Below are 26,712 nucleotides of genomic sequence, written 5' to 3' on the forward strand. Positions count from 1 at the left end.
TGATCGCAAAGAAGTGGAGGGAAACGTTCTGTCTGTCAACATTAAAGATGTCGCGAAGAAGGCTGGCGTTTCCATCTCGACCGTATCCAGGGTGCTGAATAATGGGAAGTATGTGAAGCCAGAGGTTAGACTGATTGTGCAACAAGCGATTGAAGACCTCAACTTCGTTCCTAACAGCATTGCCCGCAGTTTGGTGAGCAAGAAGACGAATCTGATTGGTGTGATCGCTTCCGATATCTCTACCAGTTTCTTCTCTTCCACACTTAGTTATATTGAAGAAGCTGCAAGTCAGAATCGTTACAACATTCTTGTGGGTAACATCAAAGACAATCTGGACAAGGAATTGAAGTATCTGCAGGTCTTTAAGGAGATGCAGGTGGACGGCATTATTATTATGCATGAGATGATGGATAAGCATATTGAGCGGTTTCTCCAATCGTTGACGACACCCACCGTGTTTTGCAGCGCCAAACCGAATTCATCTGTGAATTGCCCGTCGGTGAACATAGATGATCTGCAAGCGTCGTACGACACTGTGAAACATCTGATCTCGCTGGGACATCGGCGTATCGCTTTTATCGGGGGAGATACGAAGGAGCTCTCGACAGGGCGCTATCGTTATGATGGCTACTTGAAAGCACTCGTGGAAGCGGGGATCTCGGTGAATCCGGATTGGGTCCGTTTCGGTAATTTCAAGCTGCAGGATGGCTATGATATTATGCAGACTTTCCTACAAAGTGAACAACTGCCAACTGTTGTCTTTGCAGTCAGTGACGATATGGCCGTAGGGGCACTCAATTGTATTGTGGACCATGATCTAAAGGTGCCAGATGACATTTCGCTTGTTGGGTTCGATGATTCGAGTATTACAGAAACGGTCCGTCCGAAGCTGACTTCATTGCATCAACCGATTCAGCAGATCGGGCAAATGAGCGTCGATATCCTGATTAAAATGATTGAAGGGCAATCGCCAGGAGTTAAGGAAGTCGTACTTAGCCACAAGCTGGTGGAAAGAAGCAGTCTGAGAAGCTTGCTGTAAGAGTCTCAGGCATCTTTTTTACTCAAATCTGATAACGTTACCAGATAATCATACGATAAAACACTTACAACTCTTTTATTTATATCTGGTAACGTTACCATAATAATTATTCGAGATTGATAGGAGGGAATTCTTGTGCAAGCTGAAAAATCTTACGATGTGCTGCTCGTGGGAGCAGGGAACATTGATATCGTCGTTAGCGGCTGCAACGCCATTCCTGATGCGGGACAAGAGATTCGGGTGCCGAATATCTCTTTTCACATCGGGGGCGGGACTGCACTCAGTGGGTTGGGCATGGCCAAGCTTGGAATGCGCCCAATGATTACTGGACTTGTAGGCGACGACTATTGCGGAAGGTTCATCATCGATGAACTTCAGCGTTATGGGGTAGCTACAGACATTGCTTTTAGCCGAACGCAAAGTACTGGGATCAGCATCGCATTTAATCCGGAAACGGACAGGAGTTTTATCACTCACGATGGCACCGTCACAGCATTTACGCTGAATGACGTCAAGGGGCAGCTGCTGTCCGAAGTCCGACACGTCCATATCACTGGATATAACGGGCGCTCCAACCATGAGGAATATATGACTTTCGTCAAGAAAGCCAAGCAAGCTAATTTGACAGTGTCCATGGACGTTGGGTGGGATGAATCTGGCGAGTGGTACGACGGTATTTTTGAGGTCATCCCATTTGTGGACGTGTTTTTTTGCAACGAGCTGGAAGCTCTCCATTATACTCGCAAATCCGATGTCAAGGAGGCCCTCTCTGTATTCGCTGCTCATGTACCTGTTGCTGTCATCAAACTTGGAGAGCAGGGAGCTATTGCTGCCAGTGGAAGGACGATGCTGCATCAACCTGCTTACCGGGTAACCGTTGTGGATACAACTGGAGCTGGAGATTCATTCAATGCCGGTTATCTCTACGGTTATCTGAATGGTCATGATTTGAAAAGCTGCTTGAACTTTGGTACCGCCTGTGGCTCGTTCTCAGTTACGAATCGCGGAGGCAACGCAGGATTTCCTACGTTACCTGAGTTGACCGCGTTTTTGGCCGAAAATTAGTCGCAGTTTCTATAGCTTCATTCTTAATTCCATATTACATTTGAGGAGGATTTACAATGAAATTGGCATTAATCGGGGGCGCGGGTGTTCGCGCGGTATTTTTCACTAAGAGCTTAACAATGTTGGCCCAAGAGATTGGAATCACGAAATTCGTCATGTATGACATTAACCGTGAGAAATTAGAAATCATCGGCAAGTTGTGCAAGCATGTCGTTGCGGAAAGCGGCATTCCCATGGAGCTGGAATTTAGCGATGATATCGAATATGCTCTCACCGATGCGGATTACGTTATCACGACCATTCGGGTAGGGAATGACCGCTCCCGTGTTATCGACGAGCAAATTGCCCTGAAGTATGGCGTAATCGGACAAGAAACAACGGGTCCTGGGGGCTTTTCCATGGCAATTCGTACGATTCCTGTACTGCTGGATTATTGTGAGAAAATCAAACGTCTTGCGCCAAACGCTTGGGTGTTCAACTTTACCAATCCATCCGGGCTTGTCACGCAAGCCATGCATACCGCCGGTTATGACCGTGTGATCGGTATTTGTGATACACCAAGTTCGACCAAGATCCGCATTGCCGAAGCGATTAACGCTAACCCAGACGAGCTTTATGTGGAGTTTGTTGGACTTAACCATCTTTCCTGGATTACGAGCGTTGTACAGGACGGCGAAGAATTGCTGCAAGACCTCGTATCGGATAAAGCGTTTATTGCCAAGGTTGGCGAGTTCAAAATGTTCGATCCCGATTTGATCGACACGCTTAAATTACTGCCTAATGAGTACCTGTATTACTACTATAACCGGGAGCAAGCAGTTGAGAACATCATGAAGAGTGGCGATACCCGCGCCAAGTTCGTTGAAGCTAACAATGCAGAGATGCTGCGTGTGCTGGGAGAAATGGACATCGACGCTGATCCGGAAGCAGCACTGCAAACCTACCTGCGGTTCATGCACAAACGTGAGTCTTCATATATGGCTATCGAAACAAGCAAAGGCCCGATTGAGCAACCCGCAGAGGACGAGAAGCTGGAAATGCCGAACACACTCGGCTATGCCGGTGTCATGCTGGACTTCGCGAGAGCGATGAATCAAGGCATTGAGAAGCATATTGTGCTGAACATTCCAGCCGGCGACTATGTCGAAGGTTTTGAGAAAAATGATGTTCTGGAAATCACCTGCCGCATGACGGCCGAAGGCGCGGTTCCGGTTACACCGAAGAAACTGCCTGAGCATGCCTATCAACTGATGAAGAATGTGAAGTTATTCGAAAGATATACGGTAGAGGCTGTGTTGAACAAATCCAAAGATTCCGCAATCAAGGCACTGATGGTGCATCCGCTTGTCAATTCCTATTCCATGGCCAAAAGCTTGGTGAACGATTACCTTGAGGCTTACGCAGATATTCTCGGAGAATGGGAATAAGCCGGGCGTATAATAGGAGGCACTCGTATGAATAAAAAAGGGATTGGAATCAGTCTGAACGCTGAATTGGTGAATGGCGATTTAGAGGCGCTGGAACGCCACTTGGGGTATATCGCAAATGCCGGATGCGATTACGCAGAGCTCATCTTGCATGGACTTGACGTAGTGATCGGGGGCCGTGTTCACCAGAAACGGCTGGAGAGAGTGCGTCAGGTGTTGGATAAATACGAGCTCGGATATACGATGCATTTACCCTATGAATTGAATTTACTGTCGTGCAGCAAAGGCGATGATTACGAAAGGGTCTTCGAAGCAGGGATTGAGTTGTCAGCTGCGATTGGCGCGGACACCATCGTGTATCATAGCTCCTATGCGGAGTTGACGGATCATAATCTTATGCAGCATTATTTTCCGACGTATGGCCGACTGCCAAGGGAAGAGCTATTTCAGATCTTGCTTGAAGAGGATGCTACGAAGCTGCGTAGATTGGGGAGTATCGCCAAGGACGCTGGCATTACGATTGGAGTAGAGAACAACATCTGGTACGATATTAAGAATGATTACACCTACGGCATGAATCCGCAGACGTTGGTGGAGCATGTTCGCTACGTCGGACTGGACAATGTAGGTATTACGCTAGATGTTGGACATTGTTATCTGACTTCCATTGCTTACGGCTATGATTTCAAAAAAGCCATTGAGGCCGCGCTGCCTTATGTGAAGCACCTGCATGTACATGATAACTTCGGGGAGCTGTACGATGCCAAGGCATTCATGAGCAATCTTCCTTATGGATATGGTGATTTGCATTTGCCTGTGGGCTGGGGCGATATCCCTTATGAGGAAGTTTTCCAGTGGATAGAACCGTATCAAGGTATTGTAAATATGGAGATTGAATTCCGGCTGTATCCTCATTTTCAGGAAGCTGTCGAAGACATGAGGAATCTTTTGGCCAAATAAGTGTATATATGTGCAGATACATTTATTATCGAATGAACAAAGGTCCGCGATTTCGCGGACTTTTGTTTTTTTGGACGATAGAATTTATTTTTTGTGATAAGGCCCTAATTGTTGTTGTGAAAAAATATGGATGGAGTTTTTGTTTTCTAGCCACGTATTTCCTTTCACTATTAAAATATAGACAGCTACGGCAAAATAAATCGCGCTCCAAATCCAGTCTGTTACGGTTATTAAATGATGCGCATACACGTAGTTGATATACCAGATTCCAATTGGCAAATGTACAAAGATCGCGGTGAATACGCCTGGATGGTATATCCTTTTTGCTTTTATATTTGCGACGATACCATGGAATATGATCTGGAAAAAACCCATCAAAACAGGTGCCATCCCCAGCCATATGACCGATGGGAACAATAGAGGGAGCAGGTAAAACACATAGGCGATGACCACATTAATTATCATAGCGGACTGTTTATTTAAAGGGTATCTCTCAGGGGCGTCACTCTTAAACAGAACCGTGTTGAATATGCCTGGAAAGTAACCTGGCCAACGATATTCCTCAAACTGATGCAGAAGGATCGCCACGAAACTCAACCACAAAATGCTGTTAATCCGCGGAATCGTGTCCCAATTCATTGCAACATAAATACATACAACAATTCCAATGATAAGCCCTAAATCCTGCCAATACTTTTTCAAGAATTTCATTTGAATCACCCCAATCCAAGGTTTTTAGTGAAAGTATCTGTCAAAGAGCAAATCAATTTGTTCCTCTATCGGTGCAATCTTCACGGAAGCGCCTGTTTCCAGAATAGGACTCATAAGTGCCGGAAGAAAAAGTGCCCCGAAGATCTGTGTCGTCATTGTCATTAGGCGTTCTGGTTGCTGTTCGTTAGTTAACTCTCGCAGGGTACTTTGAACCTTGGGGAATCCTAATAAGTTGAGAAATGATCCATATTCATGCTGGGATGAGAAAACGGTCTTGCCCATTAAGATGATTCTAGAGAGCAACTCGGGATATTGACGGATGACTTGCAAATAATCAAGTAAGAATTGCCTCAATCTAGCTCGTGCTGGGAGGGAAGAATCATCAAGGATATCAAAGGTATGCTGAAAGCTATTCAAAATCAACTTCACGGACTCGTTAATCAAGTTATCTTTGGACCCAAAGTAATAGTTCACTAAAGCGACATTTGTGTTTGAGGCTTCTGCAATTTTTTTGATGGTGATACTTTCAAAGCCTTCTTGTTTGGTTAACTCCAGTGTTGCGCGCATAATCTTCTCTTTTGTTTCCAGTTTTTTGTCTGTTTCCATCGTGTAACCTCCAAAGTATGCTTCTTTAATTAAACGATTCGCACTAATTTAAATGATGATTTAAATACAAATTTAAATGTCATTTAAATTTAGGTTTGAATTCAGTATAGCAATTATTTTCCTGATTGCAACCTTGATTTTGACAGTGGGCTCCCGGAATGAGAAAATGTTATTTCATAGAACTATAAAACAATAGTCAGAGCAAAGGTGGCAACAGCAACTTGCAGCAGCCAAAACGAGTGTTATACCGTTTAATTCTTTATTAGTTCTAAAGGTTGATTGCCGATTTCAAAAACACTGTTAAACAGCATTTTTCTTTTTTGTATAATCTTTTCCTACAGGAATGCCGATATAGATTTGAGTCTTAAGGACTATTTTGTATTTCGATTTTATTCAAAGGAAGTGGCAATGAAGTGTTTAAAAAGAAGTGGCTTATCACCCCGCTGGTTGCGGCTACACTGATGTTCAGTCCATCCGCATTCGCAGCAAATACGTTTCCCGATGTGGACGGGACAAAATATGAATGGGCTGCCGAATCGATTCGTTCGATGGTCGACAAGGGCGTTGTCAACGGTTATGCAGATGGAACCTTCAAGCCAGGCAAAACCATAACGAAAGCAGAGTTTGTACATATGTTTCACAAGCTTTTTCCAGAAATCAATTATTCCTCCGGCAAATCTTCAGATTTTGTGGATGCGCGTAAACACTGGGCCAATAAAGATTTTGCAGCAATATTCAACGGGGACTATATATGGCCGTACACTGAAAGTCTAGCGGGCAAATATCCTGACTATCAATTCTATGTCAAGCCGGACAAACCGTTGACCCGCTGGGATGTAATGATGATTTCTTCGATCCGGACGGATTATACCGAGCAGACGCTCCATCCGGAGATTGAGGAAGTGATCACCGCAGCTTCGCAGTTCAAGGATATTAAAGTTCGTCAGGCAAATTACAATGACAATTTCTCAGCCTACTATCCGGTACTGTACATCGACAAGACCGGAGAAGAATTCTACTATGACGGTGATTTTCAGGATCTAAAGGCTGAGGCTTTCTACACTCTGACCCAAATGGGCGTTCTTACGGCTAATCAAGGATACCTTTTCCCAAAATCGCTAGTCACACGGGCTGAAGCGGTTACCATCCTACAGCGTTTGTACGAAGCCACAACTCAGTGACCTGTAAGAGAATGTGATACCAGGTCTTCAATAACCTACTTTTCTATGCGCTCTGAGTCCGCGAAATCGCGGGCTCTTATTTTATAAGCGAAGGATTTATGCCCAGATGACTATCTCATCCAGCGCTTTGCGCTTCTTGCCATATCAAGGAGCCTCTCCGCGATAACCGAAAGCTGACAAGTGGGGAGGACAGCATTACGAAGCCATTAAGAGCACTGGTCAGCATTCATAATAATTGCATGGTTTAGCTTGCTAAAAATTTAAGGCGGCTTTCCCTTTCGTTAATAACCTTCCGTTATGTCAATTTGCCGGCGACTTCTACGAATAACGATTCGAAGTAGTAGTCAATGACCAGTTACAGATGCTATTATGGATGCTATGAACCATCTCGTGAAATACGCACTTTAAAGTATAGTAGGTACTTGAAAAGGCAGGGGTGGTGTTATCTTGAAGAAATATTGCAACGGTATGGAGGTCTCTTTGGAAGTGGCCACTTGGACATAGTCTATAGAGGCAGAGCTACCTACTTGGAAAAGTATTAGCAACGTTCTATCCATGCATAATTACAAAATAATCTTGGAGGCTTAGCAATGAATCAGCGTTTTCGGTTAACCAGATCGATGCAAGAAAATAATGTGGAGCAAACCATCTCCTTGGAAGAGTGCAAGGACTACTTCTCCTCTCAACCTGACTTTACATACTCACAGGTTCTTATTGTTAAAGGACCAGAAAGTACCATGTCTATAGATGGTGATTTTTTCAAATGGAAGGTGATGGACGTGGAAATTCCCTTCCGTCTTTACATGGGCGATTTATACGTAGCTATTTCACACGAAGCAATTGTTCCCAAAATGATTGAGATTGCAACGGATCTGCGTGCAGATATAGTTGAAGGGTAATCTAAGAGAGTCCCCCGTGTATCGAATCTCAATAGAAGGGCGATGCGAGGAGAAGCAATTCAAGTTCGTTCCAATCGATTGGGTAGAGCTTGATGTTTGGCTGGATTTTGATCCTTTTAAAGACTTAGAGTCGTCCCAACTAGAGATATTAGAAGATCAGTCAGAGCAATGGTGGCAACAACAGCTTGCAGCAGCCAGAACGAGTGTTATACCATTTAATTCGTTGGAATTCGATCATGTAACGAAGCAGAAATATCAATGGTTAGAGACAATCAATCCCGAATCACATGCTGTTCGCTGGGTATGCAGACACCATATTATGATTCAACGCATTAAAAACGCAATCAACGATAATCCAGACGCACGAATCCTATGTATTGTAGGTGCTGACCATAACCATGCGCTGTACGAGGGATTGATTGCACAAGAGAATGTTCAACTTATCTATCCGCTAAAATAATATCAATTAATTGTGGGGATGATGCAGATGGGAGAGCCGCAAGTATACGTCCGTTTCCCGGAAGAAGCGGATGCCGCAGAATTGGCAGCATTGTACAAGCGTAATCGGGAGTTTTTTGAGGAGTTTTCGCCAAGCATTCCAGAGGAGTTCTATACAGAGGAATATCAGCTTGAGAAGATTATTAAGACTAAGGCCGATAGAGACGAGGACCAGCGATATGACTTCTTGGTATGCCACAGGGAGGACAATCGTATTATTGGTAGCGTAGGGCTGACCTTTGTGTTGCGTAGCTCGCTTCAAAGCTGCATGATCGGATACAACCTGGACCGGGATTATAACGGCAAAGGCTATATGACCGAGGCTGTGAAGCAGGTGGTACGCTATGCATTCGAAGAGCTGAAGTTCCACCGGATCACAGGGGAAGCCTCTCCCCGGAATCCTGGGTCTATACGTGTACTTGAGAATGCCGGGTTTCATACAGAAGGCATCTCCCGAAGCAATGTGAAGATCAACGGAGTGTGGGAAGATCATCAGGTTCTGGCCATCATCAATCCTGCAGATTGAATCTAGTCTAACATTTAAATCCATATAACGTAAAAAGGGTCGATATTTCTGACAACAGAAACATCGGCCTTTTTTTTGCCGTGTACACCTATTTATAAGTAAAGTGCCCTGTTACCAGAGCAAGTTGCCGCTGATAGCAGGGAGGCCAGGGATCATTATTTAAACGGTTCGACACCAATCGTAGTACCTGTATCACCGGGGTCCTTCATTTTAATATTCGTAATATACCAACCTTCATAGCCCTGGGATGTCATTTTCTGTACAGTGACAATCGCAGATCCAGTGCCTTTCCAATTGGAAGAGCGGAGACCATAGTCGAATGAGAACTGAGTCGTTGTCTTATTCAGAGATTTTGTTTTAAGCTTATCAATCTCAGTCATGTGTGGGCTCGAACCGCCTGTTGTCCAGTAATAATACTCGAATTCTTGCTTCGTTTTGGTACGTAGTTCAGGGGAGAAAACAGCATATTGCAATGCGCCATTGCGAGTCTGAATGCCTTTGACCCATGTATTTAAAGCTTCTTTGGCCGTAGTGGGAACCAGCCCTGCTTCCAAACGCCCGATCTGAACTGCTTGTTGAGCGGAGTCCGGTAGCGTCACTTGAACTTCATTCTTATCGGCATCATAAACTGCTTTTCCTTTAAATTTTTCGGCAAGTAGATCGATTGGAGCTAGTACTTTACCGTCTTTGACTTGAAGGTCCAGTTTGCTTGTATCAAATTCTTGGCCATTGATAATCAGATTCAATTTTGATCCTGCATAAGCGGAGCCTATAGCAATCAATACTCCGAGGCCGGTACACAGCACAATTTTCGACAGGGATTTCATTAGCACTTCACCTCTTCTTGATATATACAGAAATAGACGATTATTACTGGGAAAAGTTTCATATAAAGTTTTTATGCTCTACTCACTAACCTCACTTGTTTTCTCTTTATATTGATTAATCAAGTGATAGATATCCATTTTCCATATCTTATCTTCTTTTTGTAGACCTAATGCCAAGGAATTTGTCATTATTCCAACCCCCGCTGTAATAATTACGGTGACTTTATTCTCCTCTGCGGTATTTTCTTCAATTTTCAGGGATTCATAATACCGGTAATGAACTGCTATTTCTGAATCATAATTCGATGCATATTTAAAATATTCATTGCGGAACGTCTCCTGATCTGGTAATAGACCCGCATTATAAGTGATCGCATAGATCAAATCAGGATCGCCAACGGAGAGGGAGTATAGATAAACGAGTACCATGTCCTCTGGGGTGAAATCGTAAAGATAATGAAAATTCTTCTCTTCGGCTATAAATTTCACGAATGATTCCTGTTTCGCCAATGACAACTGTCTTAGATAAGAGAACCTTTTATCGTTCCCATCATTGATGCTTTCAATGCTGCCGTTAGTATTAGATAGCCGCTCGTCAAAGTGAGCTTCTGATGTTGGGGAATTTTTCTCGGTCGTTGCCGGCTCACTCTTTGTATAATCACAACCTACTAGAGATATTAAAATAATCATTGTCAATATGAGTTTTCTCATTTTACAGTCCCCTTTTGAAACCCGTTGTTCTAACTAACGAATGGAGTTACCAACATATTTTTCTATTTGACGTTGTGTTGTTATGTTCCTTGCTGTTGATCACTTACTTAATTTATAGCCTGGGCCCAAGCAAAACCCAACTGGAAAATGAATAGGTTAAAACCTTCAGCGAACTTTCAGTTGGCATTAAGGGTGTCTTCATATTAGAGCCTTATGATACGGATGTAACCCCACAAAAAAACAACCGCAGGAGGATCTGAACATGAAGAAGAGACTGATCGCAGCAAGTGTATTGGCACTATCAGTAACGTTAGGTGGTGGCACACTTCTAGCCGGAAATGTTCTGGCAGCCAGTACCGTTCAAACTACGCCGAATCCAACATCAGCAACGAAAAGTCCGGTTAATGGAACGTTGAAAGGTAAAGGCTTTGGATGGGGCGGCGAACGTGGCGCACATGCTAGAATGGACAATGCAGCGATTGCCACACTTCTTGGCGTAACAGAAAAGGATCTGAAGACGGCAGAACAAGCAGGGAAATCACTTGCAGTAATTGCTGGCGAGAAGGGCGTAGCAGTGCAAACAGTGGTTGACCTCGTGACCAAGCAACTAACAACGAATCTGGACAAGCAACTAACGGACGGTAAAATTACACAAGCAGAATATGATAAGCAAAAAGACAAATTGGCTACAAAAGCGGGCGAGATTGTTAATCGAACATTTACCGGCAAAGGAGAACACGGGAATCGCGTGAAGCTGGACAATGCAGCGATTGCCACACTTCTCGGGGTAACAGAAACTGATCTGAAGACGGCAGAACAGGCAGGGAAATCACTTGCAGTAATTGCTGGCGAGAAGGGCGTAGCAGTGCAAACAGTGGTTGACCTCGTGAGCAAGCAATTGATAACGAATCTGGACAAGCAACTAACAGACGATAAAATTACACAAGCCGAATATGATAAGCAAAAATCGAATTTGGCTACAAAAGCGGGTGAGATTGTAAACCGGACCTTTGTGAATCGAGGCGGTCACGGCAAATTTGATCGTAATCAAGGGTGAACACTCGTTTTTAGCTGCCGAAATAAACTAAGGAACTGATGAGCATTGTTATCGAAAGAAAATGCACACTTTATTAGATTGAGTAAACCGTATTTGTACTGACACAAGCTCTTGGCCTAGCGGATGCCAGAGTATTTAGTGAACAACGCAGATTATCTATGCAGAGCAGTTGATCACGTGAAAATATTAGATGTAATCGGATATGATCATGCAATAAAAGAAGGAGCAGCTTGCCCACGGCATCTGCTTCTTCTTTTGTATGCTAACACACAGCGTACGGTACGCTTAGTGTTAGATATCAATTGCAATTGCAAAGCATGGGAGAGGGCCATGTGATAGAATAAGGGTTAAGTATTACACTAGTGGACAGATTATAGTCGATAGGGAATGGGCTTGAGGACACCTCTAACGACATTTAGGAGGAGGTTAACATGGAAGTTTTTGCAGAATATTTAGCGAGTATTGATAACCCGGAGCATCGGGCCCGAACGGAAGAAGTGTTGAATTGGGTGAACCAAACATTTCCGAATTTAGTGCCAAAAGTGGCTTGGAAGCAACCGATGTTTACCGATCACGACACGTATATTATAGGCTTTAGCGTATCCAAACAACATTTGGCTGTGGCTCCTGAAATTGCAGGGATTACTCACTTTTCTGCTGACATTGCGCAGGCAGGCTATGATCACACCAAGCAGTTAGTACGTATCAAGTGGGAACATCCGGTAGACTACTCATTACTTGAGCGAATGATACGCTTCAATATTTTGGATAAGGCGAAATGCACAACATTTTGGCGGAAATAGAATAATTAAGATTGACCCTTAAAGGCTGCGTAAATCGCGGCTTTTTTTATTTTTATACTTATAAGCAGGAACAGGAACTCTCTATAGGAGGATGTGTAATTCGAGTGTTTCTACTTGACAGTGGATAAAAGATGCTTTATATTTAATCACGTGGTTAATTAACCAATTGGTTAAACATATTGAGACCTCAAAAGGCTAAATAATAGCCGATTAGTCTCAATGAAAAAAGATTGGAGGCATTGTCGTAACTATTTTTCCAGGAGTAAACACAAATTAATTGAAGGCAGGTTATTTAATTATGGCGACAGTATTGTATATCACAGCAAACCCGAACGTTCTGGAAGCATCTTATAGCTTAACTGTAGGAGAAGAATTCGTAGAGGCTTATCGCTCCGCCAATCCGACCGATGAGGTTATTCGTCTGGATCTATTTAAATCGGATATTCCGCAACTGGATGCTGATGTTTTTAGTGGCTGGGGTAAGCTGGGAGCGGGAACTGCCTTTGCAGAATTGACCGATGCTGAAAAAGCGAAAGTAAGTCGTCTTGGGCAATTGGTGGATCAATTTGTGGCTGCCGATAAATATGTTTTTGTAAATCCGATCTGGAACTTTTCTATTCCACCTGTTTTGAAAGCATATATTGATGCGATCTGTGTTGCCGGCAAGACGTTCCGCTATACCGATAAAGGTCCGATTGGCCTGCTGACGGATAAAAAAGCTGTTCACATCCAAGCTAGCGGAAGCGTATTGTCCCCAGGCTCAGTGTATGCGGATTCTGAAATGGGTCACCGTTACTTGGACTCCATTATGAAGTTCATTGGCGTTCCTAGCTTTGAAGGCATCTTTGTGGAAGGCATGGCGAAGTCTCCCGATCAAGCGCCAGCGATTAAAGAAAAAGCGATCCAACAAGCGCGCGAGATCGCAACCAGCTTCTAATCAGTCAATCAGCCTTTGCACAACCGAGCCGAGCGAGTTTCAGGTCTCTAATCCTGAACCGTTCGGCTTTTTTTTCGTGCTACCACTCTGTTTACCTGATTGGAGTTTTACAAATGTCACTTCTTGACAATAGCTAGAAATCCGAATAGACTTAAACACATGGTTAAATATGATGATGAACTATTGGATAATGTGTTCCACGTACTCTCTGATCCGACGAGAAGAGAAATTCTAAGACGTCTGGGTGTTGGAGAGATGACCGTTATGAATTTGGCGAAACCTTTTGAAATGTCATTGCCAGCTATCTCTAAGCATTTAAGGGTATTAGAAAAGGCTGGTTTAGTTTCGATTCGGAAGGAAGGAACTTATCGATATTATTATTTGAATCCAAAGACTGTGGATAAAGCGCACGAGTGGTTAATGGAACTCAGAAACTTCTGGACTCCCCAATTATCTAACCTGGAGCTTTTTTTGGACAATCAATCAAAAGAAGACTGACGGAGGCACTCTTAATGATAACAATGCTGAATGGAAAATACGTGCTTACGCTTCAACATGTTTATAATGCCAGTAAGGAAAGAGTGTTCCTGGCTTGGACGAAGAAAGAACAGTTAGAGCAGTGGTGGGGGCTGGTAGGTTTTACGACAACCATTGAACAAATGGACGTTACTGTGGGTGGGAAATACCGTTTTCATATGCAAGCTCCGAATGGTGGTATGGTTTTCACTTTAGAAGGCCGGTATGTCGAGATCGTTCAGAATGAGAAGCTGGCGTTTACTTGGAAATGGATGAATGAAGGAGACGAAGCAGAGGAAACGCTGGTTACCATTGATTTTGTTGAAAAGGACAATACAACGGAGCTTGCGATTACACATTCTGCATTCTCCAAGATGAATGTTGTGAAAAGACATAATAATAACTGGAACAACGCTTTAGAAAATGGACTCTTAAATTATGTCAACTAAAGCCAGGTTGGACGACAAGTGCGTAGAGCACTAAGAATCCTGGTAAAATGCCGATTCAGTTTCGAGAGAAGCCCTCGTTTTTAATAACGGGGCTTCTTTTTATTTTTAATACTGAGATAATGTTTCACATTTATATTTACATACGGAAGACAACAACATGAATTCCTTCCCTGGCTTGAAGGAGGTTACTGCCATCTTTCCTATGCGTACCCGGCGGAGTTTGTCGCTTCGTCAAAAAATTAATATCACCAACATACTTATTGTTTCCCTGGCGTTGGTCTTCTTCACGGTCAACATCTACCGGGTTGTATTTAATCAGACGCTAGAGAGAACGGCTGCTAATTCGCAACAAGAAGTCAACTTGATGGCGAAATCGCTGGGCACCGCACTTCTCTCTGTGCAGAATTTCCCCAAGCTTGCGCTGATCAATCAGGCTACTCAAAACGTACTTGGAAGCGGGTTGGATTTCTTGATTTTCTTAGAAAATGGTTTATAATGGAATAAAATATGTGATCGGTGGGATAAATACAGTGATGATGATGACGGTGTTCTTGACAGAAGTAAAAGGGTGATTTCAACCTAATAACGTATGAGCAAGACTGAAGCACTCTTTATTATTATGAAGGGTTCGTTTTCCGATGTCTTAGTTCATACACTCTGTTATGAATTCTCATCATTATCATCGCTTTCGTACTCTATGCTATATGGACAATTATGTCCTATTTAGCATTCGTGCGATTTAAAAGCTGTGGGATGAACGTTAGTTCACTCTGCGGCTTTTTGTGTTTTTCCAAAAGAATATGAAGTAAGGGAGAGGTTCAGAGATGGCTCATAGTAAACCGGAAGTCTCGATGGAAGAAGTGCAAAACTTGATTAAAGCTCACTTGGGGAAATCTGCTGAGGGTATACAGGCAATCGAAGGTGGTAATCTAAGCAGCGTTTTCTCATTTGCGATCGACCAAAGTGAATACGTTATTCGCTTTAGCGCGGACCAAGATGCTTTTGTAACAGAAGAGTATGTAGCGAATTTACTTACATCTAATCATGTGCTGTTCCCACAGACATTAGGATCAGGCAAAGAGGGGACATTGAAATTTTGTATATCAGAAAAGATAGCGGGGAAGCCACTAGCTGAGTATGACGTGGATCAAAGATGCAAGCTACTCCCGGATCTGATCCATCAAATTACAAGGATGAACCAGGTGTCTTTGACAAGTAAACAGGGCTTCGGGTATCTGAGACCAGATGGCTCTGGAAGCCATGAGAACTGGGAGGATGTTGTTACAGCAGTTTATGCAGAGGATCAAACAGGAACCTTTTGGGAGAATTGGTATGCGTTATTTGATACAAGTTGTCTTGAACGTGATGTCTTTAACGAATGTTATGCCCGGCTACTTGATTACAGCAAATATAACGCTCCGCATCGCTACTTCGTTCATGGCGATTGTCATGAATGGAATATCCTTTCCGATGGCTGCAAGATCACGGGGATTATTGACGGCAACTTTATGTATGGAGATTTTCTGATTGATGTTGCTACAATTGAGCATATCGTTCCTAACAGAGATTTAGCCGTTGATTTTGGGAGTTATTATGAGGAAATGGGAGTGCCGATTCCTGATTTTACTAACCGATTGATTGGTGCACGATATTTTAAAGGCTTAGACGGATTACGATTCTTTGCAAAAATGGGCTGGGATCATGCGTATATTGAACTGCGAGACAGCCTGTTGTCTTTGGCTAAATGATAGAGCTATATATCCTATATCACGAAGGGATGCAGTGAAGATGAGGTTTAAATATCAAAACTGCACGCTATGTATAAGCTAGGTAAGCTTGGATAGAAAATGCTTAGAACTATTTATTACCAAGCGATGGATCAAAAAAATAGTAAAATATCACTATTGGATCTCTAAGTATTAATAATAAATGGTGGTGTTTGGCATGCGGGAAATAGAAGTAAGGACATTTGCTAAAGAGGATATGCAGGGGTTAGGTGAGTTGTATCATGCCGTTACCGCTAATAATGACTCCGTTTTTTGGTGGGTTGGAGAAGAAGAGAATTGGCCGAACGTATTCGTAGCGATTGAGAATAAACGTATTATTGGCAAAGGACAAGTTAGTGTTATTTCCACGGTTCCGCCGGGCAGCCCGGAGGAGCGGTCGCACTATATTTATTTCAATTTGAAGGTACTTCCACTGAGAGAAGACGACTATCCACTTTATGATCTCCTGTATGAATGTTTGTTAAATAGGGCGTACGAATTAAAGGAAACACTTCCTGGTTCGAATCGGACTATTGTTGGAATTGGGAATCAATCCACTGAAGGGTATAACAATAACTATTTCATCTCGAAAGGTTTTATCTATGCGAAGAGTCTGTACACAATGCGAAGAGACTTATGCGAGAAGATTGAGGAGACCATTCTTATTGAACCTTATCGATACTTGGGAGGAGCATTGGACTCAGAGGAACGAATCGAAGAATACTTAGCGGTTGACTTGGAAATTTGGCCGGATGCCCCGATTGGACATAAGCAGTTGAGCGATAAACAGAAGAATTCTTCGTGGACTATTTTTATTGTCAGGGAAAATGAAACCTTAGTAGGGAGCATTATGGCTTGGATTGATGAAGATGGGGATGGGGATGGAATTATTGAAGATCTATTTGTAAGAAATTCTTATCGAAAACAAGGCATTGCAAAGTATTTGCTATCTCAGGCATTAACTTATCTCAAACACCACGGCTGTACGTCCGCAGAACTTCAAGTCGAAACAGCCAATAGTTCCGCGCTATCTTTATATCACTCCGCTGGCTTCAAAGAAGTATCGGAAGAAGTTCGTTATCATCGAGAGCTCTAAAGCGTTAAACAAGGAGGAGAAGTACATTGCCTTATGTTAAGGTTTATGACTTGGAATTGTTTTACGAAAAAATGGGTAACGGGGATAATATCATTTTTTTGCACAGTGGCTACTCACGCGGTATACTGGCTTTCGCTGGCCAAATGTTAGATTTTCAAAAGAAATATACCTGTTATTTCCCAGATTTCAGGGGGCATGGAAGAACAAGATGCGAAAGCCTCGAATGGTCTACACCTCAAATTGTAGATGACATCTTACAATTCATGACTCAATTAGATATTCCAAAAGCTCATTTCATTGGATATAGCTTGGGAGGGAATGTTGGGCTTTACCTCGCGGTAAATCATCCTGAAAGAGTTATTAGCCTCACTACAATAGGTACTAGTGGCTTTTGTGACCCTAGTGGTGTTGAAGAATTTGAGCCTGAATGGATCATCGAAAGAGGATTACACGATACGATCAATCAAATGATCGAAAGACATGAAGAAGCACATAAAGGGAATTGGGAAGAATTTATGAGGCAATCGTCGCAAGATTGGCGATTGTATCCTCAACTTACAGAAGACCAACTTAGGAGCATTGAATGTCCATCGCTATTTATTACTGGCGAGCATGATCAATATGTGGGTGAGGAGAGAGTCAAACATCTAGCTTCACTTGTCAAAGGATCACATTATCTAGTTGTCCCTAACGGAAGTCATAGGCCGCATATGGTCAGAGAAAACCCTGCTTTAGTAAATGATACGATACTTCAGTTCTTGAGGTAAAACAAACCCCCAGCCAATTGGCTGGGGGTTCTTTATTAATTTTCGGTTGAAAGTTTGCCAGAAGATTCATTATCATCCCTGCCAACCATGAATGTCATAATAAGCGCTAATGCGACCAATATTACTCCCAGCCACATAGAGCTAGTTAAATTAATAGCATTGACAGCAACGCCGCCTATAAGTGAACCAACGCTAATTGATAATTGAAATACTCCCGTAAAGATAGCTTGCGCAGCTTCTGGTGCATTCCGGATAGAGGAGAAGATCCATAGTTGGGCACCTAAAGGAGCCATTCCCCAAGCGAATGCCCATGTAATTAAAGCAATCGTTACGATAATCGAGCTATGTCCTAAGAGTGAGATAGCGGCAAGAGATACCAGATAAATAAATGCTGTCATTGCATTCATGCGCTGAAGTCCTATTTTAGAAATGAATCCGCCAATAAAATTACCCAAGCAAACAACAATACCATATATAAGCATCAAAACGCCTAATACATTTGAACTGGTGCCCGTCACTTGCTGCAGATATGGAGTTACATACGTATACGCTGCGTATTGGCCTCCGACGAGGAATACAACTATGGCAAAAATCATTCTTATTTTATTAAAACGAAACAGCTCCACGTAATCATTAACGCGAACGCCTTGTTTCATTGGGATTTTTGGCAGTAGAATGAGTTGGATGATAAAAGTAACGACCGCAAAAACACTGGCCGCTGTAAATGCGGCTCGCCAATCAAAATGCGAAGCAATGAATGTACCCGTAGGCACACTGACCACCGTTCCAATCGAAATTCCGCCTAGAACGATGGAAGATGCCCGTGCGATCTTATCTTGGGGGACTAGTCGGACAGCGCTCGCTATAGCGATTGCCCAAAAACCTCCTACTCCGAGTCCAAGAATAATCCGTGCAATGATGAACACTCCAAAACTAGGGGCAAATACCGAGAGTACACTGGACACAATAAGCATGAACGTCAATACGAGCAACACAATTCGTCGATCTAATTGTCCAATAACTATGGTAGTAAGCGGGGCTGCAACAGCTCCTAAAAGGGCGGTAGAAGTCACTGCAAGTCCGGCGGTACCTTCTAACACACCAAAGCTTCTACAAATATCAGGAAGCAGGCCTACAGGTAAAAACTCCGTAATGACAAGCGCTATAGCGCCTAATGCTATCGCAAAAACACTAAGCCATGGATTTCGCATGGTTTGGTTTGTATAATTGCCTTTCAATTAAATCAACTCCTCATCCTAAAGGACGGCACTTTCGTACCGCCCGATCAACATATTCTCTAAATCAGCGGACCCAGGAATTTTGAAATTCCGTCTTGAATCTAAGACATTACCAAGGCAGCGTATTTTCCAAAAAGAAGAAGGAACCGGTTGGGCCATCCGCAGGCAGTGTTGCCGCCAAAATGCTTGTCCGGCTACCTTCCACCTCATCAATATCCGCAGCACCTCCGCCAAGTCGAGTGCGAACCCAACCAGGGTGAATGGAGTTAACTTTAATCGGAGTTCCCTCAAGTTCTGCAGCCAAATGGATTGTGAAGGCGTTTAATGCTGCTTTGGAAGCGTTATAAGCAAAAGTTTTCGCTGAATATATAGGTGAGTTCGGATCTGCCTGGAGGGAGAGTGACCCCAGAATGCTGGAAAGATTGACGATACGTCCAGCATCAGATTTACGAATCAGCGGTAAGAGAAGCTGCGTTAAATCAACTTGAGCAAAGAAGTTGGCGTTAAAAGTGTCATGTAATACCTTTAATGGCAGGGTACTTGTTCGGTTGATAACTTCAACGGACACATTTTCTTGATCCAGCAAAACACCAGCATTGTTGATCAAGATATCCAGCTTTCCGAAATTCTCATTGAAGTAATCATAAGCAGCCACATTATCTTCATGCAGATTGACATCTATTTTAATACTTTCTACGTTGAATCCCTCTTGTTTAAATTGTTGAGCGACTTCAATACCTTTTTGTGCATCGCGCGCACCGATCACTACCACAGCTCCTAAGTGAGCCAGACCACGTACAGTTTCCAATCCAATACCACGAGTTCCGCCAGTTACAAAGGCTACTTTACCAGTTAAATTCTGTGTTGTTGTCATTTCTAAATCGTCTCCTTTTAATTGAAAAAAATGTGGGTGGGGTGAGATGTCAGGAACGAGAAAAGTTTATGGGAATGATCATTCTCATTAAGGGCAAAAAAAATTCAATACTCTAAATACCTCAAAGATAGGGCGGCTAAACGATGAAGCTTATCCTTACTTGTCGATGTACGTCTCATTACTCTGAATCCCAATAGCGTATTATGCAAAGATTCTCCAAGTTCTTTGGCATCATAATCAGATGTGAATTCCTTGTTATGCTGACCCCACCGAATAATAGATGTGAGTAGCTGTTCTTGTTTTTCAAATCCTTCAATGGTCTTGGCATCGGCATCAGCATCATGCATCGCTAATTCCACTGCTGCATTTACAAATAGACAACCCGTAGGAACATCATCAATGTTATCAATCGTATACTTGAAAATGAAATGTAACGCTTGAGTAGCTGTTTCAGATTGTTCAATTCCTTCTTGAAGAGTGCTATCCGTTATTTCTCCGTAATGATCCAAGACCTTAAGAAACAATGTATGCTTATCCTTGAAGGTATCATATAGGCTTCTTCTATGAACTCTCATATGCGCTACAAGATCAGACATGGATGTTTTTTCATAACCTTGTTCCCAGAAGAGTTGCATGGCCTTATGAAGAACTGCATTCTCGTCATATTCTTTGCTTCTTGTCATTCATGATCACCTCCCGAAGACATCTTATCATTATGGGAACGATCAGTAAAGAATAATTTTAAAATATACTTTTTGCTAGCCAGATGGATACGGTTCTTAAGCTCCTTGAGTACAACAAAACCCCAGCCAATTGGCTGGGGCTCTCTATCCATTAACTTTAATACTAACTTCTCCGCTTGAAAGATACTCCTCATCGCCATTCTCATACCTGACTTTGAGCCGACAATTGTCATCAATATCAATGGCTGTTGCCTGGCATTGTTTGTTTTCTTTCAGTACAGTTACGGCTTTGCCGAGGAAAAATATACGTTTTTTATACTCAGGCAGAAATAGCCTGTCCGTCAAACGTGTATAGAAAACCATGAAATTATTGAGTATCTCTGCCGCTAGTCGGTTACGAAGATCTCCGCTGTTCTTGTCATCCGAAAATACAGATGTAGCGATATCTGTAATCTCTTCAGGGAATCCATGAGAGGGCAGTGATACATTAATTCCAATGCCGAGCACAGCATAGTCAAGCCAGCCACTTTCCACTGAAAGAGCGGCTTCAGTAAGGATTCCGCAGACCTTTTTACCATCCATGAATACATCGTTAACCCATTTTATCTGCGTGTCCTTATGGGCTACACTCTCGATGGCCATCGAAACAGCTACTGCGGCGGAGGTCGTGAGAAGAAAAGAATCTTGCGCTGAGATCTTCGGACGTAGAAGGATGCTCATATAGATCCCCGTTCCTGAGGGAGAAAAGAACTGCCGGCTTTTTCTGCCGCGTCCGGCTGTCTGCTCCTCCGAAAGGATCACTATGCCCTCAGCCGCTCCGTTCAAGGCAAGTTTTTTAACGGATTCATTTGTTGACGGTACTGTTTTGAGGACTTCAATATGTAGATTGTTACACTCCATATTTAAATAATTCGAAATTGCAACAGCGGATAGAATATCCGTATTAGGTGATAGAGAGTACCCTTTATTTGTTACAGCCGTTATGGAGTAACCTTCGTTCTGCAGCGATTTGATCGACTTCCAAACAGCACTGCGTGTAACGGATAGCTGTCCAGCTATCTCCTCGCCGGAGATATATTCGCCTCTGTTGCCGTCGAGTAAAGCTAGAATACGTTCTTTTACCGTCATGGCAATAAACCTCCACTAATATATGCCTAACAACCTTATCCCTATATTTTAACATGCTTAGCTAGTCAATAACCAGCTACAAAAGTTAAGCACATGAATGATCTATTTAAGTGTTTGATTGTGAACCTACAATAAATTTAGGTTTACAATTGAAATTCACTCTATTATAATTCAGCGTATGGAACAGCTCGTTAGCTTAATCAAATACATTTCACGTTCCCAATGGAGGTCTATTTCTTGAAAACAAAAGAACTTGTCTATGCGGCATTATTCGCCGCTCTAATCGCAGTGCTGGGTATGATCCCGCCTATACCACTCGGGTTCATACCCGTTCCAATCACTGCTCAGACACTCGGTGTCATGTTGGCTGGATGTTTTCTGGGTAGAAAAACCGGCGGCCTAAGTCTTGTACTCTTCATCATTCTGGTGGCTATTGGTTTGCCTGTGTTAACAGGTGGGCACGGTGGTCTGGTGGCGTTGGTTGGACCGTCTGCAGGTTACATATTCAGCTGGCCGATTTCGGCCTTCCTGATCGGATGGGCTTCCGAGAAAATCTGGCTGCAGGTCAAAACATGGAAGCTGGTAGTCATCAATCTGATTTTTGGTGTAATAGTGGTGTATCTCATTGGTGCCCCTGTCATGGCTCTGATCACTAATACGTCCATTTGGGCCGCCTTAATAGGTTCGATAGCCTTTGTTCCAGGTGATATCATTAAAGCCGTCATTGCAGCCATCATTACGATGCAGCTTAGAGCGATTAGTCCTATTGAAGAAAAAGTACAAGCTTAGTATCATTGCTCCAATAGTCCTCATCAATATGATTACACTTTGGCGAAAGCCAAAGCCTTCCAGACTGGTTACTACCGAGCTGGAGGGCTTTTTCTCGGCTTCGAAGTAACGAAGGGAGCAACACAGATGCTTGTTTTTGATCAAGTTAATTATCATTACCGCCGAGAGCATCCCATCATTCAAGATGTGAGCTTCGAAGTTCAAGAAGGAGAATTTGTCGCCATCGTCGGAGGGAACGGAAGCGGGAAATCCACACTTGCCAAGTTGATGAACGGATTGCTACTGCCCAGAAAGGGACAAGTAAGACTTAATCAGTTGAATACCCTTCAGCATGTGGATTTGAAAAAGATTCGTGAGCAGGTTGGACTGGTCTTTCAGAATCCTGAAGATCAATTTATTACGACAACCGTACTAGATGAAGTCGTGTTCGGATTGGAGAACCTTCGCATCCCAAGAGAAGAAATGATGCCTAGGGTTGAAGGGGCCTTGCAAGCTGTCCGTATGGAAGAATACATGGACGCGATGCCGCATCAGCTGTCAGGAGGCGAGAAACAACGGGTTGCGATTGCGGCCATTCTGGCCATGCGTCCGTCTATCCTGGTATTCGATGAGGCTACTTCCATGCTGGATCCGCAGGAGAGGAAAGACATCCTTGAGGTGATGCGCACCCTTCATCAATCAGGGTTGACGATCATTCATATTACTCACCACATGGATGAGATTCTGTCAGCGGATCGGGTTCTGCTGCTAAGTAATCGGAGTATCCGTTTTGACGGTACTCCGTCAGCCTTATTCAACAGCGTGTCCCTGACTGACCAGTTGGTTCCTCCTTTTGCTGTAAGGCTGCATCAGACACTGGGATTAGATGTCCCCTTAGGTTCTGATTGGAAGGAGACGATCACCAACTTATGGTCTATGCATTAAAGGATGTAAGTGTAAGTATGAACGGCAGAGAGGTTCTACAATCGTTGAGTTGTACACTTCAGGAAGGAAAGTGGATCTCTGTTATTGGTCACAACGGGGCCGGTAAGTCCACTTTTGCCAAACTTATAAAAGGTCTGATCCCTTCATTCAGTGGTGAATATACGTTTAACCAACAGCCACTTCCGCGGGACAGTAAAGGGAATATGAGGGTGGTTCCACAGATTGGCTATGTGTTTCAGAATCCGGAACAGCAAATCTTTGAAACGACTGTTTATAAAGAGCTGGCTTTTGCTCAGAAAATAAAAAAAGCTCACACTGGGGATACGAAGGCTGAAATCGAATCTGTGATGCATCAAATGGGGCTCCCGTCAGACCTTCTGGACGCGTCTCCATACCAGCTCAGCGGGGGACAAAAGCGGCGTGTTGCCATTGCTTCGGTGCTTATTGCAGATCCCGAGTTGCTTATTCTGGATGAACCGACAGCTGGACTTGATCCTTTAAGCAGGATTGCGCTTCTTGAGGAAATCAGAGCATGGCAGCGGACAAAGAATCGAACGGTGATCTTCATCTCTCATCAGATGGAGGATGTAGCTGAGTACTCAGATGAGGTTATGATCTTTAACAGTGGACGTTTATTGGTACAGATGAGTGCGAATGATCTTTTTTTACAACATACAGAGTTCATGAAGCAAGCAGGGCTGCCTTTGCCGGAGCCTGTACAGCTCCTCAAGCTGATCGAGGAATTGTCCGGCCGTATTATCGAACCAGCCAGTTGCAGAGAAGAGGACATTATGCAGCAGGTTAGATCAGTCTGGCAGGCAAGGGGTATTCAACATGATGGATAAAATCATACTGGGTCAATATGCAGATACTGGCTCAGTCATTCACCGGCTGGATCCCCGAACTAAACTATTGAGCATTTTTGCCATCATGATTAGTTTCCTTCTGCTAAAAACATTTGCCGGATATATTGCGACAACTGTCCTGGTGGCAGGGTTAATCCTGACCGCTAAATTGCCGGTTGTAATGGTCTTCAGAGGATTAAAGCCAATTCTCTTCATTCTTTCCTTCACCTTTTTGTATCATGTCGTGCTGACCGATGGAACGCCACTCTGGCCTGGCTTCTTTCTAAAAGTGACCCTAGAAGGGATAAAGAACGGCAGCTTTATTGTTTGGAGAATGATATTGCTGATCTTACTTGCTTCGGTACTTACGTTAACAACCAAACCGCTGGATCTGGCGAAGGGTCTTGAAAAACTGCTTAAACCGCTGTCCCGCTTAGGTGTTCCAGTCGAAGCTTTTGCACTGATGATCGTGCTTGCCATCCGGTTTATTCCAACGATCATTCAAGAGCTTGATCGCATTATGCTGGCTCGTAAGGCTAGAGGGTATGACACTACGTCTACCAAAGGCTACAAGAAGATCGTTGCTTATACTTCAATACTGATTCCGCTATTCGTTACAACGATTCAGCGGGCGGAGCAACTGTCTTTAGCGATCGATGCAAGAGCTTACGGGGATGGAAGGGGCCGGACATCCTATAAGGAGCTGAATTTCGCGCAGGTGGATTATGCTGCTGGCGGATTAACGCTTGCTTTTGTATCGCTAATCCTTTATCTCTGAGTTGCAAAAGAACAATTAAGCTAAGCGTATTATAGAGTCACATTAGAATAATATCTGATGTGACTTTTTTGTATACAGATTAGTAACGGCTCATTGCTTGGTGTCAGTGTGTACACTAGAACGTAGCCCAGTTCTGGGATATTCGCTGCGGGGAGAACTCAGTAAAAGTAGACTGCTTATACACACGAAACAGGATCAATCAGTTTTAATTGTTTTCTACTATCCCATTTACCGGAAGTTGTTAGTAAAATATACATATAGTTCAAAAGGATTTGCTTTTAAACAAATGATTAGTTAAAGGGGAAATGTTATGACTTATGACGAAGTTGTTCAAATCGGGGATGCCTATTTGCTTCCATTAGTGTCAGAGCTATATGGCTTGGAGGGTTATGAGATCAGCCGGATTAACCCACATGACGGAGGGCGGAATATCGCTTATAACTATGAAAAAGACGGCGCTGATGCCAAAATACTCCGAATCGCCTTTTTGAATGACAGGAGCCGGGAAGATTTTCTGGCCGAAGTCCAGTACATCAGATATCTATTCGAGCATGGCGGCAGCGTATCGAATGTAATCAGTTCCCGGAAGGGGAATCTGCTGGAAGAGATCACTCATCATAATCACACTTTTTTTGTCTGCCTGTTTGAAAAAGCCAAGGGTAAGCATCTGGTGGAAAATAACTACCAGTATCGAGAAGGCGTTCCTATTACCGAATATTATTATAACTGTGGTAAAACTCTCGGTAAATTGCATCAGTTGTCGAAAAGTTATACACCAGTCCAGCGCCGATATAGCTTTTTAGATAAATATAACGCAGAATATATTGAAAAATTGATTCCCGATTCCTTATCTCGGTTGAAGGAAAAGCTGGTAGCGCTTCTTACGATAGTGGAGGGATTGGAACGGAGCAATGAATCCTATGGTATGATTCATTTTGATTACGGAGATGGGAATTATCATATCGATTTTGATACCGGGCAAATCACTGTATATGACTTTGATAATACGTGTTTCTGTTGGTATATGTGTGACCTGGCGTCGATCTGGAGAAACGGAGTGGGCTGGATACAGTTTGAACCAGACGCCAACAAACGCAAAGAGTTTATGGATGATTATTTCAAAGTCTGCCTCGAGGGATATCGATCCGAGACCAATATTGGAGATGCGATGCTGGATCAACTACCATTATTCATCCAAATAAACCTGCTGGAAAATATAGTAGATGCATTTGAGTGTATGCAGCACGCCGGTGAAGAGCCAGAGTATGATGAGGCATTGTCCTATTTAATAAAATGTATGGAGGAGGATATTCCGTACATGGGATTTTTTCATGAGATTTACTCGTGTGAAGAGCCCTTTGAATATGCTTTGAAAGAAGCTGCAGGCGAGGTATATGATTCTTGAAAGCACTAAAGATAGCGAAAAAACAAAGAAAGAACCTGAATATTTCATTCAGGTTCTTTTTATATTGCACATGACCAGACTAGATGATATAATCTGATCGCAACTTTTTAATTTATGAATAGGCATAGAAAGTCTATCTTATATATTAATCTTACTATGCCGACCAAAGTCTTGTCAAATGTTTTTTCCTCAAATGAATGGTTAGGA

Annotated in this window: 30 protein-coding genes; 22 read left to right on the forward strand and 8 right to left on the reverse strand. The window is 43.1% G+C overall.

Annotated features, from left to right (window positions below):
* Nucleotides 1-13 precede the first annotated feature (13 nt).
* From ACFRAM_RS17340 to ACFRAM_RS17355, 4 genes are all read left to right on the forward strand, one after another.
* Nucleotides 14-1,039, forward strand: coding sequence for a LacI family DNA-binding transcriptional regulator (locus ACFRAM_RS17340; RefSeq protein ID WP_379466907.1), 1,026 nt, complete (start codon nucleotides 14-16; stop codon nucleotides 1,037-1,039).
* A gap of 135 nt (nucleotides 1,040-1,174) precedes the next feature.
* On the forward strand, nucleotides 1,175-2,104 hold the full coding sequence (locus ACFRAM_RS17345) for a carbohydrate kinase family protein (RefSeq protein ID WP_175371032.1): 930 nt from the start codon (nucleotides 1,175-1,177) through the stop codon (nucleotides 2,102-2,104).
* Between the two features lie 56 nt (nucleotides 2,105-2,160).
* Nucleotides 2,161-3,531, forward strand: coding sequence for a family 4 glycosyl hydrolase (locus ACFRAM_RS17350; protein WP_379466908.1), 1,371 nt, complete (start codon nucleotides 2,161-2,163; stop codon nucleotides 3,529-3,531).
* Nucleotides 3,532-3,558: 27 nt separating this feature from the next.
* Entirely contained in the window at nucleotides 3,559-4,491 is a 933-nt protein-coding gene (locus ACFRAM_RS17355) for a sugar phosphate isomerase/epimerase family protein (RefSeq protein ID WP_379466909.1), read from the forward strand.
* Nucleotides 4,492-4,575: 84 nt separating this feature from the next.
* Here ACFRAM_RS17355 and ACFRAM_RS17360 read toward each other — a convergent pair whose 3' ends face one another.
* Together ACFRAM_RS17360 and ACFRAM_RS17365 are read right to left on the reverse strand one after the other, a co-directional pair.
* Nucleotides 4,576-5,202 (reverse strand): HXXEE domain-containing protein, encoded by a 627-nt coding sequence (locus ACFRAM_RS17360; RefSeq protein WP_379466910.1) that lies wholly within the window; start codon nucleotides 5,200-5,202, stop codon nucleotides 4,576-4,578.
* Between the two features lie 24 nt (nucleotides 5,203-5,226).
* A complete protein-coding gene (locus tag ACFRAM_RS17365; protein WP_066368331.1) occupies nucleotides 5,227-5,808 on the reverse strand; it encodes a TetR/AcrR family transcriptional regulator in 582 nt (193 codons plus the stop codon).
* Nucleotides 5,809-6,221: 413 nt separating this feature from the next.
* On the opposite strand from ACFRAM_RS17365, the gene ACFRAM_RS17370 reads away from it, so the two are divergent.
* The 4 genes from ACFRAM_RS17370 to ACFRAM_RS17385 all read left to right on the forward strand — a co-directional run bounded on the left by ACFRAM_RS17370 (nucleotide 6,222) and on the right by ACFRAM_RS17385 (nucleotide 8,912).
* Entirely contained in the window at nucleotides 6,222-6,989 is a 768-nt protein-coding gene (locus tag ACFRAM_RS17370) for an S-layer homology domain-containing protein (RefSeq protein WP_175371027.1), read from the forward strand.
* A gap of 590 nt (nucleotides 6,990-7,579) precedes the next feature.
* A complete protein-coding gene (locus tag ACFRAM_RS17375) occupies nucleotides 7,580-7,888 on the forward strand; it encodes a hypothetical protein (protein WP_379466911.1) in 309 nt (102 codons plus the stop codon).
* A gap of 16 nt (nucleotides 7,889-7,904) precedes the next feature.
* Nucleotides 7,905-8,348: a hypothetical protein gene (locus ACFRAM_RS17380; protein WP_379466912.1), complete on the forward strand. Its 444-nt coding sequence runs from the start codon at nucleotides 7,905-7,907 to the stop codon at nucleotides 8,346-8,348.
* Nucleotides 8,349-8,375: 27 nt separating this feature from the next.
* Nucleotides 8,376-8,912 (forward strand): GNAT family N-acetyltransferase, encoded by a 537-nt coding sequence (locus tag ACFRAM_RS17385; RefSeq protein ID WP_379466913.1) that lies wholly within the window; start codon nucleotides 8,376-8,378, stop codon nucleotides 8,910-8,912.
* Between the two features lie 155 nt (nucleotides 8,913-9,067).
* Here ACFRAM_RS17385 and ACFRAM_RS17390 read toward each other — a convergent pair whose 3' ends face one another.
* Together ACFRAM_RS17390 and ACFRAM_RS17395 are read right to left on the reverse strand one after the other, a co-directional pair.
* Nucleotides 9,068-9,739, reverse strand: a complete 672-nt coding sequence (locus ACFRAM_RS17390; protein WP_379466914.1) for a hypothetical protein — start codon at nucleotides 9,737-9,739, stop codon at nucleotides 9,068-9,070.
* A 78-nt stretch (nucleotides 9,740-9,817) separates the two neighbouring features.
* On the reverse strand, nucleotides 9,818-10,450 hold the full coding sequence (locus tag ACFRAM_RS17395; protein ID WP_379466915.1) for a hypothetical protein: 633 nt from the start codon (nucleotides 10,448-10,450) through the stop codon (nucleotides 9,818-9,820).
* A 262-nt stretch (nucleotides 10,451-10,712) separates the two neighbouring features.
* On the opposite strand from ACFRAM_RS17395, the gene ACFRAM_RS17400 reads away from it, so the two are divergent.
* The 9 genes from ACFRAM_RS17400 (at nucleotide 10,713) to ACFRAM_RS17440 (ending at nucleotide 17,841) form a co-directional block, all read left to right on the forward strand.
* Complete coding sequence (locus ACFRAM_RS17400; protein ID WP_379466916.1) at nucleotides 10,713-11,507, forward strand: hypothetical protein; 795 nt, start codon at nucleotides 10,713-10,715, stop codon at nucleotides 11,505-11,507.
* A 431-nt stretch (nucleotides 11,508-11,938) separates the two neighbouring features.
* Nucleotides 11,939-12,310, forward strand: coding sequence for an iron chaperone (locus ACFRAM_RS17405; protein ID WP_379466917.1), 372 nt, complete (start codon nucleotides 11,939-11,941; stop codon nucleotides 12,308-12,310).
* Between the two features lie 298 nt (nucleotides 12,311-12,608).
* Entirely contained in the window at nucleotides 12,609-13,247 is a 639-nt protein-coding gene (locus tag ACFRAM_RS17410) for an FMN-dependent NADH-azoreductase (protein ID WP_066366738.1), read from the forward strand.
* 159 nt (nucleotides 13,248-13,406) lie between these two features.
* Nucleotides 13,407-13,745 (forward strand): ArsR/SmtB family transcription factor, encoded by a 339-nt coding sequence (locus ACFRAM_RS17415; protein ID WP_066366735.1) that lies wholly within the window; start codon nucleotides 13,407-13,409, stop codon nucleotides 13,743-13,745.
* A gap of 14 nt (nucleotides 13,746-13,759) precedes the next feature.
* Nucleotides 13,760-14,212: an SRPBCC family protein gene (locus tag ACFRAM_RS17420; RefSeq protein ID WP_379466918.1), complete on the forward strand. Its 453-nt coding sequence runs from the start codon at nucleotides 13,760-13,762 to the stop codon at nucleotides 14,210-14,212.
* Nucleotides 14,213-14,369: 157 nt separating this feature from the next.
* Nucleotides 14,370-14,708: a hypothetical protein gene (locus ACFRAM_RS17425; protein WP_379466919.1), complete on the forward strand. Its 339-nt coding sequence runs from the start codon at nucleotides 14,370-14,372 to the stop codon at nucleotides 14,706-14,708.
* Nucleotides 14,709-15,036: 328 nt separating this feature from the next.
* Nucleotides 15,037-15,960 carry an aminoglycoside phosphotransferase family protein gene (locus tag ACFRAM_RS17430; RefSeq protein WP_379466920.1) on the forward strand — a complete coding sequence of 308 codons (924 nt, stop codon included), beginning with the start codon at nucleotides 15,037-15,039 and terminating at the stop codon, nucleotides 15,958-15,960.
* Between the two features lie 196 nt (nucleotides 15,961-16,156).
* Nucleotides 16,157-17,074 (forward strand): GNAT family N-acetyltransferase, encoded by a 918-nt coding sequence (locus ACFRAM_RS17435; protein ID WP_379466921.1) that lies wholly within the window; start codon nucleotides 16,157-16,159, stop codon nucleotides 17,072-17,074.
* Between the two features lie 26 nt (nucleotides 17,075-17,100).
* Nucleotides 17,101-17,841, forward strand: a complete 741-nt coding sequence (locus ACFRAM_RS17440; protein ID WP_379466922.1) for an alpha/beta fold hydrolase — start codon at nucleotides 17,101-17,103, stop codon at nucleotides 17,839-17,841.
* 35 nt (nucleotides 17,842-17,876) lie between these two features.
* Here the strand turns inward: ACFRAM_RS17440 and ACFRAM_RS17445 are convergent, their stop codons facing one another.
* From ACFRAM_RS17445 to ACFRAM_RS17460, 4 genes are all read right to left on the reverse strand, one after another.
* Complete coding sequence (locus ACFRAM_RS17445) at nucleotides 17,877-19,079, reverse strand: MFS transporter (protein WP_379466923.1); 1,203 nt, start codon at nucleotides 19,077-19,079, stop codon at nucleotides 17,877-17,879.
* Nucleotides 19,080-19,188: 109 nt separating this feature from the next.
* Nucleotides 19,189-19,953 (reverse strand): SDR family NAD(P)-dependent oxidoreductase, encoded by a 765-nt coding sequence (locus ACFRAM_RS17450; RefSeq protein ID WP_379466924.1) that lies wholly within the window; start codon nucleotides 19,951-19,953, stop codon nucleotides 19,189-19,191.
* A 104-nt stretch (nucleotides 19,954-20,057) separates the two neighbouring features.
* Nucleotides 20,058-20,636 (reverse strand): TetR/AcrR family transcriptional regulator, encoded by a 579-nt coding sequence (locus ACFRAM_RS17455; protein ID WP_379466925.1) that lies wholly within the window; start codon nucleotides 20,634-20,636, stop codon nucleotides 20,058-20,060.
* A 144-nt stretch (nucleotides 20,637-20,780) separates the two neighbouring features.
* Nucleotides 20,781-21,764 (reverse strand): biotin--[acetyl-CoA-carboxylase] ligase, encoded by a 984-nt coding sequence (locus tag ACFRAM_RS17460; RefSeq protein ID WP_379466926.1) that lies wholly within the window; start codon nucleotides 21,762-21,764, stop codon nucleotides 20,781-20,783.
* A 237-nt stretch (nucleotides 21,765-22,001) separates the two neighbouring features.
* Between ACFRAM_RS17460 and ACFRAM_RS17465 the strand changes: the two genes are divergently transcribed.
* From ACFRAM_RS17465 to ACFRAM_RS17485, 5 genes are all read left to right on the forward strand, one after another.
* Nucleotides 22,002-22,553 (forward strand): biotin transporter BioY, encoded by a 552-nt coding sequence (locus ACFRAM_RS17465; protein WP_379466927.1) that lies wholly within the window; start codon nucleotides 22,002-22,004, stop codon nucleotides 22,551-22,553.
* A gap of 126 nt (nucleotides 22,554-22,679) precedes the next feature.
* Nucleotides 22,680-23,477: an energy-coupling factor transporter ATPase gene (locus ACFRAM_RS17470; protein ID WP_379466928.1), complete on the forward strand. Its 798-nt coding sequence runs from the start codon at nucleotides 22,680-22,682 to the stop codon at nucleotides 23,475-23,477.
* Nucleotides 23,462-24,322 (forward strand): ATP-binding cassette domain-containing protein, encoded by an 861-nt coding sequence (locus ACFRAM_RS17475; RefSeq protein WP_379466929.1) that lies wholly within the window; start codon nucleotides 23,462-23,464, stop codon nucleotides 24,320-24,322. The genes ACFRAM_RS17470 and ACFRAM_RS17475 overlap by 16 nt, the downstream gene beginning before the upstream one ends.
* Entirely contained in the window at nucleotides 24,312-25,100 is a 789-nt protein-coding gene (locus ACFRAM_RS17480; RefSeq protein WP_379466930.1) for an energy-coupling factor transporter transmembrane component T family protein, read from the forward strand. Before ACFRAM_RS17475 ends, ACFRAM_RS17480 begins: the two co-directional genes overlap by 11 nt.
* Nucleotides 25,101-25,410: 310 nt before the next feature.
* Nucleotides 25,411-26,505, forward strand: coding sequence for a phosphotransferase enzyme family protein (locus ACFRAM_RS17485; protein WP_379466931.1), 1,095 nt, complete (start codon nucleotides 25,411-25,413; stop codon nucleotides 26,503-26,505).
* Nucleotides 26,506-26,712: the final 207 nt, after the last annotated feature.

Source organism: Paenibacillus sp. NPDC056722, from assembly GCF_042790635.1.
In the GTDB taxonomy this organism is placed as follows: domain Bacteria; phylum Bacillota; class Bacilli; order Paenibacillales; family Paenibacillaceae; genus Paenibacillus_AQ; species Paenibacillus_AQ agri.